This window comes from Anabaena azotica FACHB-119, from assembly GCF_014697625.1.
Lineage (GTDB): Bacteria > Cyanobacteriota > Cyanobacteriia > Cyanobacteriales > Nostocaceae > Trichormus > Trichormus azoticus_A.
Genome location: NZ_JACJSG010000005.1, coordinates 89365 through 105428 on the forward strand (window position 1 = coordinate 89365; position 16064 = coordinate 105428).

General features: G+C 40.8%; 11 protein-coding genes. 9 read left to right on the plus strand and 2 right to left on the minus strand.

Translation table 11 applies throughout. The annotated features are described in order from the left end of the window. Window positions 1–1440, minus strand: coding sequence for an energy transducer TonB (locus tag H6G83_RS05070; RefSeq protein WP_190467904.1), 1440 nt, complete (start codon window positions 1438–1440; stop codon window positions 1–3). Between the two features lie 720 nt (window positions 1441–2160). Here H6G83_RS05070 and H6G83_RS05075 point away from each other — a divergent pair. The 9 genes from H6G83_RS05075 (at window position 2161) to H6G83_RS05115 (ending at window position 12644) form a co-directional block, all read left to right on the plus strand. Beyond that, the gene (locus tag H6G83_RS05075; protein WP_190467907.1) at window positions 2161–2814 is read left to right on the plus strand and encodes a MotA/TolQ/ExbB proton channel family protein; all 654 of its coding nucleotides are present in this window, start codon (window positions 2161–2163) and stop codon (window positions 2812–2814) included. Beyond that, window positions 2798–3196 carry an ExbD/TolR family protein gene (locus H6G83_RS05080; protein WP_190467909.1) on the plus strand — a complete coding sequence of 133 codons (399 nt, stop codon included), beginning with the start codon at window positions 2798–2800 and terminating at the stop codon, window positions 3194–3196. The genes H6G83_RS05075 and H6G83_RS05080 overlap by 17 nt, the downstream gene beginning before the upstream one ends. Window positions 3197–3430: 234 nt before the next feature. After that, window positions 3431–5554 (plus strand): acylase, encoded by a 2124-nt coding sequence (locus H6G83_RS05085; protein WP_190467912.1) that lies wholly within the window; start codon window positions 3431–3433, stop codon window positions 5552–5554. Between the two features lie 434 nt (window positions 5555–5988). Further along, window positions 5989–7014, plus strand: a complete 1026-nt coding sequence (locus tag H6G83_RS05090) for a FecCD family ABC transporter permease (RefSeq protein ID WP_190467915.1) — start codon at window positions 5989–5991, stop codon at window positions 7012–7014. Continuing rightward, the gene (locus H6G83_RS05095) at window positions 7011–8051 is read left to right on the plus strand and encodes a FecCD family ABC transporter permease (RefSeq protein WP_190467918.1); all 1041 of its coding nucleotides are present in this window, start codon (window positions 7011–7013) and stop codon (window positions 8049–8051) included. Before H6G83_RS05090 ends, H6G83_RS05095 begins: the two co-directional genes overlap by 4 nt. Before the next feature lie 18 nt (window positions 8052–8069). Continuing rightward, window positions 8070–8864, plus strand: coding sequence for an ABC transporter ATP-binding protein (locus tag H6G83_RS05100; RefSeq protein WP_190467921.1), 795 nt, complete (start codon window positions 8070–8072; stop codon window positions 8862–8864). 52 nt (window positions 8865–8916) lie between these two features. Then, a complete protein-coding gene (locus H6G83_RS05105) occupies window positions 8917–9897 on the plus strand; it encodes an iron-siderophore ABC transporter substrate-binding protein (RefSeq protein ID WP_190467924.1) in 981 nt (326 codons plus the stop codon). Window positions 9898–10142: 245 nt separating this feature from the next. Further along, complete coding sequence (locus H6G83_RS05110; RefSeq protein WP_190467928.1) at window positions 10143–11021, plus strand: ferric iron reductase; 879 nt, start codon at window positions 10143–10145, stop codon at window positions 11019–11021. Between the two features lie 297 nt (window positions 11022–11318). Further along, on the plus strand, window positions 11319–12644 hold the full coding sequence (locus tag H6G83_RS05115) for an MFS transporter (protein WP_190467931.1): 1326 nt from the start codon (window positions 11319–11321) through the stop codon (window positions 12642–12644). A gap of 192 nt (window positions 12645–12836) precedes the next feature. Here the strand turns inward: H6G83_RS05115 and H6G83_RS05120 are convergent, their stop codons facing one another. Then, window positions 12837–15428, minus strand: coding sequence for a TonB-dependent siderophore receptor (locus tag H6G83_RS05120; protein WP_190468167.1), 2592 nt, complete (start codon window positions 15426–15428; stop codon window positions 12837–12839). Between the last annotated feature and the right edge of the window lie 636 nt (window positions 15429–16064).

Consider the following 16064-nt stretch of genomic DNA (forward strand, 5'->3'; position numbering starts at 1 on the left):
TTAATTTGCAGAAGATTCAGGTGATTGCACTTCTTGCGGGTTTTGGTCTGATGATGTAGGTTGTTCTCTAGTAGGTTGAGAGGTTTCGCCATTGTTAGTGACTGAAGGGGCTGAGTTAAATTCCCTTCTGCGTCTTCTATTGTTTGTTGGAGGCGAGGAGGAATTCTCAGTCGATGATGAAGTTGATTCTGTGGTTGATGGAGTAGGGATGTTTTCGTTAGTTCCGGTGAGTGACCTTCTTCTGCGGTTAGTTACTTGAGTCGAAGTATTGCTAGATTCAGCATTTCTTTGCTCTTCTTGTCTTTTTTTCTCTGCTTGTTCCACTTGACGAGAACGTTGCGAATCCCTGATTAATACATAATCAGCCGCAATAGTAACTCCCCGCCTACCAGCTGCACTTTCCTTTAGTTTCCATTTTCGCGCTTGTGCCAAATGTTCTGCGTCTAATCTACCATTACCGCTAGAACTCACCAATCTAACATCAATAACGTTTCCCTGTGCATCTGTATCAACTTTTACTACTATTCTCCCTTTAACCCCTCTCTTTCTCGCCCATTCTGGATAACTACTATCACACTGACGACAAGCAGCACGACCCTCAAGTTTGTCACTATTAAATCTTAAGTTAGGAGTTGTTGGTGCTGTTGCGATTCGTGAACCACTACCACTACCGTTACCACTACCGTTACCACTACCAGTACCGCTACCAGTACCGCTACCAGTACCGCTACCGCTACCAGTACCGCTACCACCGCCACCATTACCAGATATTCCTGTTGAGTTCGATGTTACTCCACCATTATTTCTATTCGTCGTACCTTGAGAAGGTTGTGAAACCCCTTGATTTGTTCGATTATTTCTAATTCCTGCTAGCAATTTATCAACATTGGTACTTGCTTGTGGATTAGCTTGTATCGTTGTGCTGTTTGTAGGTGATGTTTGAGTTAGTATATTTTGGGGTTCAGGCGCTTTAGCTTGGGGCTGAGGTTCTGATGTTCTTTGTGAGGGTAAAGGTTGAAGTGGCTCTATTTTTGATGGTGGTTTTTCGACAACGCTAGATGGTTGAGTAGCAACTGGTGGATTTTGTGGTGATGGTGCTGGAATTTGAGATACAGCAGCAGGGCTTTTGATACTCGACCCACCACCACCGCCGCCACCAGAGGAGCTATTTGAAGTCGTTAAAATCTGAGATTTTTCAGGAATCTCAGGTTTTGGTGGTTCTACTTCTTGTGTAGGTTCCGGTTCTGAGGGAGTTTCTACAAGAGTTACTTCTAGGGGTTCTTCTGCAAATTCCGGCACTTTGAACAGTAGATTACCAACGCCAGAGACTAGCAAACCTATATGCAGAGCTAACGAGCCTAGCAAGCTATAAACTAAAAAAGTTTTGATAGTCTTTAATTCTTGTTCTCGCTGCCCTACAGCAGTGCCGGAAAAGCTCATATTTATTGCTATGTATTCTCAGTAACTTTGAGAGGATATCAAGAAGTATATGCAATTGTCAATCATCTATTTGATATGTATTTGCTTAAGTCAATAGCGATCGCATCTAAAATAACGTGAGTTCGACAAGCGTTGTTTTGACCTCACCCCCAACCCCTCTCCTACGAGGAGAGGGGAGTAAGACGGTGTTTTTTCGCCTCCTTCTCCTGACGGAGACGCTACGCGAAGGCCTTTTAGGAGAGGGAGGTTGGGAGGGAGAGGTTCATCGAACTCACGTTAAAAGACTACCAATTTCCCAGGCTTTTACCCTAATCGTCACCTCATCAAAAGATGACTTTTGAGCTAAGATTAGGAATTGATTGACAAAGATTTTCATTTATTCTAGAGTGTTTTGATATCTTATCTCATTTAACTTGGGACTTACGCAAGTGTCATATTCAAACTAAATGTGGGGTGCATCAGCCCCAATAATTTCGTACAAATTAGAGGATTTTTCACATCTGACGCACCCTACCCAGTGCCAGTTGCGTAAGTCTTGTAACTGAATAAGACACAAACCAAAATGACTTAACCAAATGATTCATTGAGGCTAGGTAGAGGGCAAAGGAAGTCTAGCTGGCATTTCCATAACCGTATTCCTGACTCCAAACATGGATCATTCTGCTTTGTATTGTCAGTTTTGAGTAAGTTAATTTCATCTAAAAGCTTGAGAAGTGGTACATGGACATCAAAAATTTGTTCATAGCTGGTGGTGTAGTGATGTGGCCACTGCTGGCTGCATCAGTAGTTGCGATCGCGTTAATTGCTGAACGCATCAGATTTTGGTTGAAAGTGAGTAGCCGTCAGCAAATAGTGGTCAGGGATGTATTAAAGCTATATCGCCAGGGGAATGTAGTTAGTACAATTGATGCCTTGCGAAAGAATGCAGATTTACCAATTGCCAGGATTTTTTTAACAGCCTTGGAATTAGAAGAACCAAACCCAGAAGAATTTCGTTTGGCGTTGGAGAGTGAAGCACAGGCGGAAATTCCCCTACTTAAAAGGTTTACCACCATTTTCGACACAATTATTTCTCTTGCTCCTTTGCTGGGGTTGCTGGGAACAGTGTTAGGTTTAATCACTTCTTTTGCCTCTTTGAATCTTGGTGATGTTGGGGGAACAAAAACGGCAGGAGTAACTAGCGGTATTAGTGAAGCTTTAGTTTCCACAGCCGCAGGTTTAATTGTGGCAATTTTCACGCTCTTGTTCTCCAATACGTTCCGAGGACTTTACCAACGACAAATGGCTTTGATTCAGGAATACGGCGGACAGTTAGAACTGTTGTACCGTCGCCGCTACGAACAGGGAGAAAAAGCGTATGCGTCTACAAGATGAGCCAGATATCCCAGCACAAATTAACATTGTGCCGATGATTGATGTGATATTTGCGATTTTGACATTTTTTATCATGTCAACTTTGTTTTTAACTCGTTCCGAGGGTTTACCAGTTAACTTACCCAAAGCCGCAACGGGGAAAACAGACCGTCCAGCACAGGTAACAGTGACGATTAATAAGACTGGAGAAATATTTCTGAACAAGGAAGCGATTAGTTTAGAACAATTGGAAGCCGGAGTCAGACAAAAGATAGAACCCCAACAACAGTTACTGGTGGTACTCAATGCTGATGAGGGAGTTAATCACGGTAAAGTTGTGGCGGTGATGGATAAAGTTCGGCGGGTTGAGGGAGCAAAGTTAGGTATAGCTACGCGCAAATAGTAAAGATAGGGGACAGGTTACAGGTTACAGGTGAGTCCAGTCCTGTAGGTGGGTTTCCCGCCATAGGGAACTGGCGAACCCGGAGGGTGACAGAGTTAAAAGTCTTGGCTATTGCTAAATAGCAGGTTACAGGTGACAGGTTACAGGTGACAAGCACAGCATTACCTAGAAACAGAAAGACTCTGAAAATATAACTACGGTCAGCAAAAATACCGTTAGAAAAGATTACATAAAATGTTTTTTACGGCTAAAACTCAGCTTGGAATTCCTTTAGACTGGCAGAAACAATTAAAAAGATTGATTCCGTTTCTACTCAGTATCATATTTACGTTGGTAGTAAGTAGCCAAAGTATCAGCTCTGCACCCAAAAATACAGAAATTCTTTGGGACACCTACGGTATACCTCATATTTATGGTAATAACGTCCAAGGTGCTTTTCAAGCATTTGGTTGGACACAAATGCAAAGTCATGGTAACTTACTTTTGCGCCTCTACGGACAAGCAAGAGGAAGAGCAGCCGAATACTGGGGAGAAGAATATCTAGATTCAGACAAATGGGTACTGTCAATGGGTGTACCCAAAAGAGCGATCGCTTGGTATAAAGCACAAAGTGGTGCATTTCGCAACTATATCAATGCTTTTACCGATGGAATTAATACCTATGCCAAACAGCATCCTGATTTAATTGATCCTGAAGTCAAAGTAGTATTACCTGTCACGCCGGAAGATGTGTTGAGCCATTTGCAAAGGGTACTGCTGTTTACCTTTGTAGTTGATTCTGCAAGAGTGGCACAGATGAGCCAGACAAATTCTGCTCCAGGTTCTAATGCTTGGGCGATCGCACCAAAAAGGTCGGCCAGTGGTAAAGCAATGCTGTTAGCTAACCCTCATCTACCTTGGGGAGATTTATTCTTATGGTACGAAGCGCAAATTACCGCACCGGGAATTGATGCTTATGGGGCGACATTGGTAGGTATTCCCGTATTAGCGATCGCCTTCAACGATAACTTAGGTTGGTCTCACACTGTCAACACTCATGATGGCTGGGATGCTTACGAACTCAAATTACAAAAAGACGGCTATCTTTTTGATGGCAAAGTTCGCCCCTTTGAAACAGCAAGCTTCCTCTTAAAGGTAAAACAGAAAAATGGCTCTTTACGCGAACAAATATTCACAGTTAAAAGTTCTGTTCATGGGCCTGTAGTCAGCCAGAAAGATGGTAAAGCCTTAGCAGTGCGTGTCGTTGGTCAAGACAGTTCTGGTATTTTACAACAATGGTGGGATATGGCCAGAGCCAAAAATCTCAACCAATTTCAGAGGGCTTTGCAAACTCTGCAACTGCCTATGTTTACTGTCATGTATGCTGACCGTGAGGGGCATATTATGCACCTGTTCAACGGCCAGGTTCCCGTGCATCAACAAGGAGACTTTGCATACTGGCAAAGTATTGTCCCTGGTGATACATCCAAAACTTTATGGACAAAAATTCACCCCTATCAAGATTTACCCAAAGTAATTGATCCTGCTAGTGGTTGGTTGCAAAATGCTAATGACCCACCTTGGACTACAACATTTCCCACCGCCATCAAAGCTGAAAATTACCCCCCCTATATGGCTCCACGGGGGCCAATAGATTTCCGGGCGCAGAATTCTGCCAAAATGTTAGCCGGGGATGACAGTATTTCCTTTGAGGAAATGATTGCCTACAAGCATTCTACCCAGATGGAGTTAGCACAAAGAATTCTAGATGATTTGATTCCTGCTGCACAAAAACAAGGAGATGAATTAGCACGTCGCGCCGCCGATGTTCTAGCCGCATGGGATCGACAGGCAAATGCAAATAGCAGAGGTGCTGTACTGTTTAGCTTCTGGGTTAACAATATAGATTTAGATAAAGTGTTTAGCACTCCTTGGCAAGAAAAATCACCAATCACCACACCCGACGGTTTAGCCGAGCCTCAAAGTGCAGTCAAAACCTTATCAGATGTCGCAGCAAAAGTAGAGAAGACCTATGGAGCCTTAGATGTAGCTTGGGGTGATGTGTTCCGACTCCGGTATGGCGGTTTAGATTTGCCAGCCAATGGTGGCGAAGGAGATAAAGGTATTTTCCGCGTCGTAACTTTTGCCCCGACAGATAATGGACGCTTTCAAGCAGTTCATGGTGACTCTTACGTTGCTGCTGTGGAGTTTTCCCAGCCAGTAAAAGCAAAGGCTCTCACCAGCTATGGTAATGCTACTCAACCTAATTCATCCCATGTTGGCGACCAACTGCAACTTTTTGTGCGTCAACAGTTACGTCCAGTTTGGCGAACCAGACAGGAGATTACAGCCCATTTGGAGGAACGCACAGTCCTTTAAATCAGTTATCAGTTATCAGTTATCAGTCCTAACGGCGTATGGTGGGGGATAAAGAAGCGCCACCCTACGCTTTCCACCAATTGATGTGGTGTTTCCCCAAGGATTTAACTGATAACGGGACTTAAACATTCTTGAGGCATAAACAAGGCTCAAACCTATACAGGGCAAGGGAAATACACCGAAGGCTCAAAAATGCCTCAAACCCAGATATATTAAGAAACAGGTTAAAACGATGTCAAAGTCTTTTGGTGTATACGTTTGATGTTTTTTTCAGCCTATTTTTTGTCTAAGTCCCAATAACTGTTCACTGATAACTGTTCACTGATAACTGTTCACTGATAAAAGAGTACGCACAGGAGAAAATTGATAATTCAGCACTGCGGACAGTCTCAATTAGAAGGCAGAAAATATTTTTTTGATGCAGCACAAAGACAATGGCAACTACAACCTTACCTAAAGGTATAAAAAAAACACAAATACCACATTTATTAGGTATTATTCTGGGACTATTTATCCTGCTAATCTGCTTAGTGTATAGTGTTACTCTGGGTGCAGCGCAAATACCTCTGGAAGAGATTCTGGCATCGTTTGTCACCTTTGACGGTTCCTATAATCACTTAGTAATTCAGACGGTGAGATTACCGCGATCGCTCATTGCTGTTATTGTAGGGGCAGCCTTGGCAGTTGCTGGGGCTTTAATGCAAGGTTTGACACGCAACCCCCTAGCAGATCCAGGTATTTTAGGCATTGAGTCAGGAGCAGCGCTGGCTGTAGTTGCCACAATTTTTGTCTTTGGCAGTTCTAGTGTGAGTGTTTTAACCATTGTCGCCTTGTTGGGAGCCACAGCCACAGCAATTTTAGTCTATGGTCTTGGTTGTTTGGGAAGAGGAGGAGCTACCCCACTAAATCTGACAGTGGCTGGTGCAGCGCTCACAGCTATGGTTTCTTCCCTCACGACGGCTATCCTCATTGTCAGTCAAAGAACATTAGATGAAATTAGATTTTGGTTAGCTGGTTCATTGTCTGGCCGCGATATCAATATCCTCTTACAAGTATTGCCTTTCATTGTGATGGGATTAGTAGTTGCTTTTACCCTGGGTAAGCAAATTACCACCATGAGTCTCGGTGAAGATGTGGCACAAAGCTTAGGTCAACAAACAGCTTGGGTCAAAATTATCACTGCTATCAGCGTAGTTTTACTGGCGGGAGGTTCAGTAGCCCTAGCCGGGCCAATTGGTTTTGTTGGTTTAGTAGTGCCTCACATGGTGAGATTTTTTGTTAAAACCGATTATCGTTTGATTTTGCCTTATTCGGCAATTTTAGGGGCAATTTTATTGCTAATTGCAGATATTGTTGCCCGTGTCTCATTCAAACCCCATGAATTGCCTGTTGGTGTGATGACAGCAATAGTTGGCGCTCCTTTTTTTGTCTACTTGGCTAAATCAAAGGTAAAAAAATGAAGGTTGATCGGCTAGTCATTCGTTCCCAGAAGATATCCTTCCAGATAGACCGACTTGTACCATTAGTGCTGCTTTGTTTGGCAGGCTTGATTATGGTAGCAATGGTGATGAATATAGGAAGAGGTGAATATCCGATCTCGCCCTGGGATATTGTCAAAACTGTATTAGGGTTAGATACAGGCAACCCAGACCATGCCTTCGTGATTTACAATCTCCGTCTACCCCGTACCCTTGTAGCTGTGATGGTGGGAGCGGGACTGGCTATTTCTGGCACTATCTTTCAAGCAATTGTGCGTAATCCATTAGCTGATCCAGGTATTATTGGTATTAATGCCGGAGCCAGCTTGGCAGCAGTGACAGTAATTATCTTATTTCCGGGGACACCAACCTATTTTTTGCCTTTATCAGCCTTTTTTGGGGCTTTGCTGATGGCTACTTTAATTTACTCACTAGCTTGGAACAATGGAAGCTCCCCTCTGCTGTTTATTTTAATGGGCGTGGGATTGTCTGCGATCGCCACTGCTTTTACTAGTTTGTTGATTACCTTTGGCGAAATTTATCACGTTAGTGAGGCTCTGGTGTGGTTGGCTGGGAGTGTCCACGCACGCACCTGGGAGCAAGTTTTTTCTTTATTGCCTTGGTTGCTAGTTTTGATCCCGATGGCGTTGATATTAGCAAGGCATTTGAACGCCTTAAATTTGGGAGATGATGTTGCTAAAGGTTTAGGTACTCATGTGGAATGGCAACGTGGTTTACTCTTGCTGGTGGGTGTAGCCTTAGCAGGTACATCAGTCGCCACTGCGGGGATGATTGGTTTTGTGGGTTTAATTGCTCCTCATATAGGCAGACAGTTAGTAGGCCCAAACCATCAAGGATTGATTCCTACCGCCGCACTTTTGGGTGGAATGTTTGTTGTGATGGCAGACTTTTTAGGACGAACTTTGTTTGCACCAATCGAAATTCCCTGTGGAGTAGTGACTGCTGCTGTTGGCGCTCCCTATTTCCTGTATTTGCTCATTACTAACCGCAAAAAATAAACCAGGAAAATATCACGTATGAAAGGACTATCAACCAAAATTTTGTCTTTAGCTTACGATGGTGTGACAATTATCCGTGACTTGGATTTGGCAATCCCATCTGGAAAAATTACCGCCTTGGTTGGTGCTAATGGTTGCGGTAAATCAACCCTCTTAAGAGGATTAGCCAGATTGCTGAAACCTTGTGGCGGTACAGTATATCTAGATGGAGAGTCTATTTTAAAGCTTTCCACCAAAAAAGTCGCACAGCAGTTAGGTATTTTACCCCAGAGTCCCACCGCCCCAGAAGGGTTAACAGTAAGAGATTTGGTAGCACAAGGACGATATCCCTATCAAAATTGGTTGCAGCAGTGGTCAGCAAAAGATGAAAAAATTGTCCAACAGGCACTTGAGACTACAGACTTGTTAAATTTAGCAGATAGAGCGTTAGATACCTTGTCTGGTGGACAACGACAACGCGCTTGGATTGCAATGACACTTGCACAAGATACAGATATTTTACTATTGGATGAGCCGACTACTTTTTTAGATTTAGCACATCAAATAGAAGTTCTAGATTTGTTGTATGAGTTGAACCAAAATCAGGAAAGAACTATTGTCATGGTACTGCATGATTTGAATCAAGCTTGTCGTTATGCAGATTATTTGGTGGCGGTGAAACAAGGTCGAATTTTTACGGCTGGCGAACCTAAACAGGTAATGACTGAGGAGATGGTACAAGAGGTTTTTGGGTTAGAATGTCGTATTGTTGCTGACCCACTTGTAGGAACACCTATGTGTGTACCGATAGGGCGAAAAGCCAGAAAAAATTAAAGAAACTAGAGGATTTAGCTTTTTATTTACACAGTTATTGCTAAAGTTAATAATGATAAATAAACGCTGGTATCAATATATCAAATTATTTTTGATAGTCACCTTAAGTGTAACTTTTTTAAAAGGTTGCTATAGTTTGTTACCTCAACAAATATACTCTAATAATCTCAATTCAATAGTATCAGAATGTCGAAAAATTAAGCATGAATTGGGAGAAACCTGTATTCCTCTCAATCCACAACGAATTATAGTTACTGATCAAGAAAGTTTAGAATCTTTAGTAGCTTTGGGTTTAAAACCAATAGCGACAACAATCGCAAATCGAGTCGGTAGTAAAGCAAGTATATTAGAGGGTAAAATTGATGGAATTACTTATTTAGGAAAGGAAAGCCAGATAAATATTGAAAAAATTGTCAAATTAAATCCTGATTTAATTTTAGGTTTGTGGATTAGCCCTCAAGAATATAATTTATTTTCTCAAATAGCTCCAACAGTTTCCATAGGTTTTACACAAACAGGTTGGAAAACAACTTTTAAACAAATTGCTGAAGCAGTAGATAAAAAGCAAGAAGCAGCAAAAGCCCTGGAGCAATATCAACAAAGAATTGAAAAGTTAAAACTAGCTTTTGCTCAAAAATCAGAAAAACCAGAGATTTCTGTGATGCGGTTTTATACAGACCTGAAATTTACTCAGTATCTCAATCAAAAATCATTCCCTGTAAGTATCTTAGAAGAATTAGAACTATCTATTCCTCTTGCACAACGTCAAATTAATAGTTCAAATGTAGGTTATGAAAATGTTAGTTTAGAGCGTGTAGACTTGCTAGAAGCAGATGCAATGTTTATAGCCCTAGATCCAGGTGCAGAAGAAAATTTTCTAAAATATAAAAATAGTCCTTTATGGCAAACATTAAATGTAGTTCAAAAAAATCAAGTATATACTGTTGATTCTAGTTACTGGATTTTTGGCACTGTACTGTCCGCAAACGCCGTTTTAGATGACATTGTTAAATATTTATTGTCAGCTTCGTAAGAGTCCATTTATAAAGTAAATATTAAGTAGGGGAGGCAAAAAGCAGTGTGGATATTCCTCCTGCTTTATTGCCGTTGTGTTACGGCTATGTCAGGATTTGAGCGTTGGCGAAATGAGGAATTAGCCGTAACGCACCAGCAAATATGATGTGTTAAGCGCTGCTTTAACGCACCCGACAATTTAAGGTTTACTTTATAAATCATCTCTAAAACTAGAGAATTTAATTTAATCCAGGTAGCTTATAAATGGCACAACAATTAATTTCTCCCCAATTGTGTAACTTTATCAAAGAAATATTTACACAAGCTCAAAATACTTTAGATAGTTTTTATACTGACTGCATTATTTTGACTCAGCCTCCTGATGGTGCTGAAATTATCTCACTTTGTGATTACTTACAACCAGACAAACTTTTAGCTGCTATCAAAGCCAGACCTGAATACGCCAAAACCCAAGATATTCGCATTGCTGCATCTATTTGGAACAAAGTTTATAGCTGGAAAACATTACCGGGTGTTTTAGCTTTGATGACTTGGGCTGGTGTAGGGCTAGATGCTTCTCATGAAAATGTCAGTTTTGTTTTGGAAAACGGTCAACCCAAAGCGCTATGGGTTCACGATCTCAGCCGTACTGTAATTTATCCTCAGCGCTTGTCTATTCCCATCCCCGAAGACTATCCAGGCAAAATAGTAAATAGCGTGGATGCTTTACACGAAGCTGTATTCACTGGCTTATTCTTACGCAATTTAGCACCAATGATTGAGTGCGTTCATCGTTTAACCAAACTCTCCAAAAAAACTATGTGGGGGAATGCAGTTAACGCCTCTGAAGGACAGTTTGCCGAACTGAGCAAATGCACTAGCCTAGAAGCAATACAAACAGATTATTCGGTCTTATATGAACAACCTTACAGTTCAGTCATGCCAGGGCGTAATCCTCTTTACAACTTGGTACGCACGGAAAAACTCAATGAACCAGGTTTACCCAATAAATTCACAGTTAGACTTACTTGCTGCTTATATATTTTAATTCCTCCTGATGATGGAAAGTGTGCTAACTGTCCTTTGATAGAAATGCAGGAACGACTTGCTCTTATTCAAGAAGATTTGGCTGAAGATAGCTGAATTGAAACTAATAGGACTTACGCAACTGGTACAATATCAGGGTGCGTCAGATGTGGAAAATCCTTAAATTTGTACGAAATTATTGGAGCTGACGCACCCTACTGGACTGACACAGCTAAAATGTTGCATTATAAATTTCTTGTGGGATGGGCTTCTAGCCCGTCCGGTGCGGGCAGGATGCCCACACCACAAGAGTTTATTTATGCACTACTTTAGTCGTGTCACACCACTACAGTTAGTTTGATTATGACACTTGCGTAAGTCCTAACTAAATCTAACTACTCAACAATATTACAAATGCCACAACAACCAAACCCTGCCAGTATGCGTAATTTTATGATCGTCTGGCTTGGTCAGCTAGTGTCTACTATTGGTAGCAGCATGACGAATTTTGCCATTGAAATTTGGGCATGGCAAATTACAGGTCAAGCAACTACAATTGCTTTAGTGGGTTTTTTCAGTTTGCTTCCCAGTATAATCATTACCCCCATCAGTGGTGCGATTGTAGACCGCTTTAATAGAAAATTATTAATGATGGTAGGGGACACAGTAGCAGTTTTTACTACTATTATTCTTTTGTTACTTTACCTGACTAATAATTTACAAATTTGGCATTTTTATCTAACAGGCGCTATTGTCGGGACTTTCAATCAGTTTCAATCTTTAGCATACTCTTCATCTGTATCGCTGATGATTCCTAAAAAACACTATACCCGCGCTAGTAGTCTAGAATTTTTATCTAGTTATGGAAGCAATATTATTGCACCAGCTTTGGCTGGATATCTTTACACAATTATTGGTTTTTTAGGAATTTGGTTGATTGATATATTTACTTTTACCATTGCCATTAGTAGCTTACTGTTAGTAAATATTCCTCAACCACCAATAACCATAGAAAAGGAAAATGTCGCCAATATTTGGCGCGATGTTGCATTTGGTTGGCGGTATATTCATAAGCAAAAAAGTCTACTGGCGCTGTTAGTAGTTAATTTATTATTTTGGCTTCCCCATGACATTGGTAATGCTCTATATACACCAATGATTCTATCAAGAACAAATAATAATACTGTAGTGCTAGGTAGTTTGGCTTCTGCTGCTGGTTTTGGCGGTGTCATGGGAGCTATATTTCTTAGCACTTGGGGCGGTTTTAGACGTAAAATTAAAGGCGTTTTATTAGGGATGACATTTGCAGGTTTTAGTAAAATTATCTTTGGTTTGGGTAGAACACCTTGGATTTGGATTCCTGCACAATTTTGCTCATCGCTCAATTTTCCTTTAAATGGAAGTTCAGATAATGCTATTTGGTTAGCGAAAGTACCTCCTAATATGCAAGGAAGAGTTTTTGCAGTGCGATCGCTAGTTTTGCAAATAGCTTCTGCGTTAGGCTACTTAATAGCAGGGCCTTTTGCAGATCAAATTTTTACCCCTGCATTGCAGTCAGGGGGTGTTTTGGTTCCCATATTCGGAGAATTATTTGGCACTGGTACTGGTGCAGGAATATCCCTTTTCTATGTAATTTGTGCAGTGTGGATGTTAATAGTTGGTTTGCTTGGCTTTTCTGTACCCATACTGCGGAATGTAGAAACTATTGTGCCAGACCATGATGTAGAGTATACCAGTTAAATCAGTTATCAGTTATCAGTTATCAGTCTTGACGGCGTATGGTGGGGGATAAAGAAGCGCCAAAACATGCCTTCCACCAATTGATGTGGTGTTTCACCAATGTGTTTAAGTACGGGCGAGTTTAGCGGACATATCTGTTTTCCCCATGAATTTCTCAATCAACCCGCCCCTACAACAGTGAACAGTTAACTGTTAAATCTCCCATCCTAATGTAAATTTTACAGTGCGTGGTGCGCCATAAAAAACACGCAGATCACTTTCAGCCGTTTCAAAATATTCAGTATCCAACAAGTTCTGCACATTCAAAGACGCTCTGAAATTGTTCCTGCGGTAATATAAGGAGGCATCAGTACGTACATAACTTGGTAAACTAAAGTTATTTTCTAAATCCCCCTCTCTTTCTCCTACATAAAAAAGCCCTAAGCCAAATCCTAAACCTTGCAAATTACCTCTTTGAATTTCATAGGTACTCCACAAGCTAAAAGCGTGTTCTGGCACATTGTTAATACGGTTTCCTACTGGAATCTCATTGTCCTTGGTTACTTGTGCATCAGTGTAGGCATAGCCACCAATAATTTTCCATCCTGGTAAAATTTCACCAGTTATATCTAATTCAATACCTCGGCTTCTTTGTTCGCCTGTTTGGATAGAAGTATTTTCACTGGGATCTCTGGGATCAGTAGTGAGAACATTTGACCTTGTGATTTGGTATAAAGCTAGAGTTGAAGAAAGTTGATTTGTCCAATCTACTTTCACCCCTACTTCATACTGAGTTCCCCGTTCTGGTTCAAATAGCCTATTGTCGAAATTTGTTCCCGTAACCTGTTGAAATGAACGGCTATAGTTAGCATATAGAGAAACTGCTTGACTCGGTTGATAGACAATACCAATACGAGGACTGAATGCTTCATCCTGTTGAAAAGCAGTTGTCTCTCCGAAAGAATTTTCTATTTCCTGCGTGACAATATCAAATCTGCCACCTAGAACTAATTTCAAGTTTTCTGTTAAGGAAATTTGGTCTTGTAAATAAAATCCTAAACCTTCAGATATTGTAGGTTCATCAGTAAATTCTTCAAGAATTGCCCCAGCACTGTCACGCCGATAAACGGGATTAAAAATATCTATAGAGCCAAGCTCTTGCAAGTAATTTCTACCTTCGTCATAAGAAATATCTCTCGACAAGTCTATCCCAAATAACAGCTTGTGTTCAATGCTACCTGTTTTGAAATTACCGACAATATTTGTATCTAAGTTGTATGTTTGTTGAGCAAACTTAGCAACAAATAAACCTCGTTCAAGCGTGCGATCATCATCTAAAAGCCTTGTAGGGAACAAAGAATTTTGCTGTACACTCAGATAGGAAAAATTAAAATTGTTACGAAACTGCCAATTTTCACTAAAACGATGCTCAAAATTGTAACCAATTCGTAGAGATTGGCGATCGTTTTTGTCAATTTCCGAAAAAGGCTCGCCGATAAAACGATTCCTTGGTAATTGACCGTTCCGGTTAGGTAAGACTGTCCCGCGAGCAGGTAAACCCCGGTCATTAGGTTGTTTTTGGTCTGAATACTCAGCTTCTAAAGTTAATTCGGTATTCTCACTTATTAACCAAGTCAAGCTAGGCGCAATCAAATAACGCTCCCTCTCAAAAAAATCAACGAATGTGTCTGTTGTGGATACAGATGCGTTTAACCGATATAACACAGTTTTTTCATCATTTAATGGCCCTGTAATGTCTATAGAACCGCTATAGGTGTTAAAGCTGCCAATAGTTCCCTCAATAGAATAAAAAGGAGTGCTTTGAGGTTTTGGCGTAACGATATTAATCGTACCGCCAGCACCTCCTTGTCCAAATAGCACCGAAGCAGGCCCTCGCAAAACTTCTATCTGCTCGATATTATCGACATTGACATTAGTTGTGATGTTGGTATCGTCTCTAAGTCCATTGCGGATGATATTACGACTACTAAAACCACGAATGGTAAATCCTTCAAAAGCAGAACGTTCTGAATTATTAGCTATAACGCCTGGTGCATTTCGTAAGACATCGTTTAAACGCCTTGCTTGTTGGTCTTTTAGTACTTGTCGAGGTATTACTTGAATTGCTTGGGGTACATCACGTAGTGGTGTGTCTGTTTTAGTTGCGGTGCTGGCTGTAGGTATAAGATATCTATCTTGTTCACCAGTTACCCGCAATTCTATTGGTTCATCACCTTCTGCTGTTGGTTGTGATGGTGGTGTTTCAGTAGTTGGCTGTGTTGGCTGTGTTGGCTGTGTTGCTGAAGCGACGGGTGCGACTGCAAAAATTAGACTTTTATCTTCATCAAATAACTCTGCTGTTGGTAAACCTCCTTCACCTGTGACTGTTACTCGTACAGTATTAGCATCAGCTTGAATGACAGTTACAGATACAATGCCTGGTGCTGGATTATCTTGAGTAAAGTTGCCACCATTGGGGAGTGCTAAAACTGCATTGGGTATATCCGCTATAAAACTGTTGCCTTGATTGTTATTTAGTGGTTTAAGTGCTTCTGGGTTGGCACTTTCTAAAATAACTTCGATACCTTTATCTGTAGAAGTTACTTTAACGCCTGTAACTTTAATAACTGAACTATCATTGCTTTGTACGAATAATTGTGCCGAATTGGTGGAGTGAGATTTCTGAGTGTTAATAGTAGATAGCTTTACTGCTTGTGTTTGTGCATCTGCTGGTTGTACCAAGCTGCTAATGACTGCTAATGCCAATCCTACCGAACGTATATCACTCATCAATCCAGACTTCATTCGTAATGCTCCTGACAATAAACCTTTAAATAACAGCCTTGCAGCTAATGGATCTTGCATCTTGATACTCATCCTCACACCCAATGGAAAACTTTACGTCTAAATTAATGACGCGATAGTTATCGATAATTAATTTTTGACATTAGTCTATAGAGTTTCTCAAGAGTTAGCTGCGAATTATTTGCACTAGTTCTTGAAAAACTATTAGGAAACATTATCATAAACTTTTTATGCAGGCAAGTATTGCTTGAGGCTTGCCTTACTGAGTTTCTCCGTTACCTTTGTTTAAGCAAAGCCTTGTATGGTAGGCATTTAGCATATTTGCTTAAAAAAACTTTTTGTCTTGTTTATGAGAAAAATAAATTTTGTCATACCCCTACAGGCTGATATTTGCTGGATACTTACAGGTATATTGTGTTGAAACATTGATAAGTCTTGTTGATGAAGACTAAGAGTTACTTGCTATCTGTGTTAAGTTGCTTTATGCTACAAATAATTGAAAATTAATGGCAATAACTTAGTGGTCTTGTTCAAAGCCAAAGATGAACGTGACGCGAGTTCGACCAGTGCGGTTTTGACCTCACCCCCAACCCCTCTCCTCGCAGGAGAGGGGAGTATGGAGTATCTTATATCTTG

Bases quoted from the DNA above. Each gene is read 5' to 3' on its own strand.
- H6G83_RS05070 (WP_190467904.1), bottom strand. From the start codon at position 1,440: ATGAGCTTTTCCGGCACTGCTGTAGGGCAGCGAGAACAAGAATTAAAG.
- H6G83_RS05075 (WP_190467907.1), top strand. From the start codon at position 2,161: ATGGACATCAAAAATTTGTTCATAGCTGGTGGTGTAGTGATGTGGCCA.
- H6G83_RS05080 (WP_190467909.1), top strand. From the start codon at position 2,798: ATGCGTCTACAAGATGAGCCAGATATCCCAGCACAAATTAACATTGTG.
- H6G83_RS05085 (WP_190467912.1), top strand. From the start codon at position 3,431: ATGTTTTTTACGGCTAAAACTCAGCTTGGAATTCCTTTAGACTGGCAG.
- H6G83_RS05090 (WP_190467915.1), top strand. From the start codon at position 5,989: ATGGCAACTACAACCTTACCTAAAGGTATAAAAAAAACACAAATACCA.
- H6G83_RS05095 (WP_190467918.1), top strand. From the start codon at position 7,011: ATGAAGGTTGATCGGCTAGTCATTCGTTCCCAGAAGATATCCTTCCAG.
- H6G83_RS05100 (WP_190467921.1), top strand. From the start codon at position 8,070: ATGAAAGGACTATCAACCAAAATTTTGTCTTTAGCTTACGATGGTGTG.
- H6G83_RS05105 (WP_190467924.1), top strand. From the start codon at position 8,917: ATGATAAATAAACGCTGGTATCAATATATCAAATTATTTTTGATAGTC.
- H6G83_RS05110 (WP_190467928.1), top strand. From the start codon at position 10,143: ATGGCACAACAATTAATTTCTCCCCAATTGTGTAACTTTATCAAAGAA.
- H6G83_RS05115 (WP_190467931.1), top strand. From the start codon at position 11,319: ATGCCACAACAACCAAACCCTGCCAGTATGCGTAATTTTATGATCGTC.
- H6G83_RS05120 (WP_190468167.1), bottom strand. From the start codon at position 15,428: ATGAAGTCTGGATTGATGAGTGATATACGTTCGGTAGGATTGGCATTA.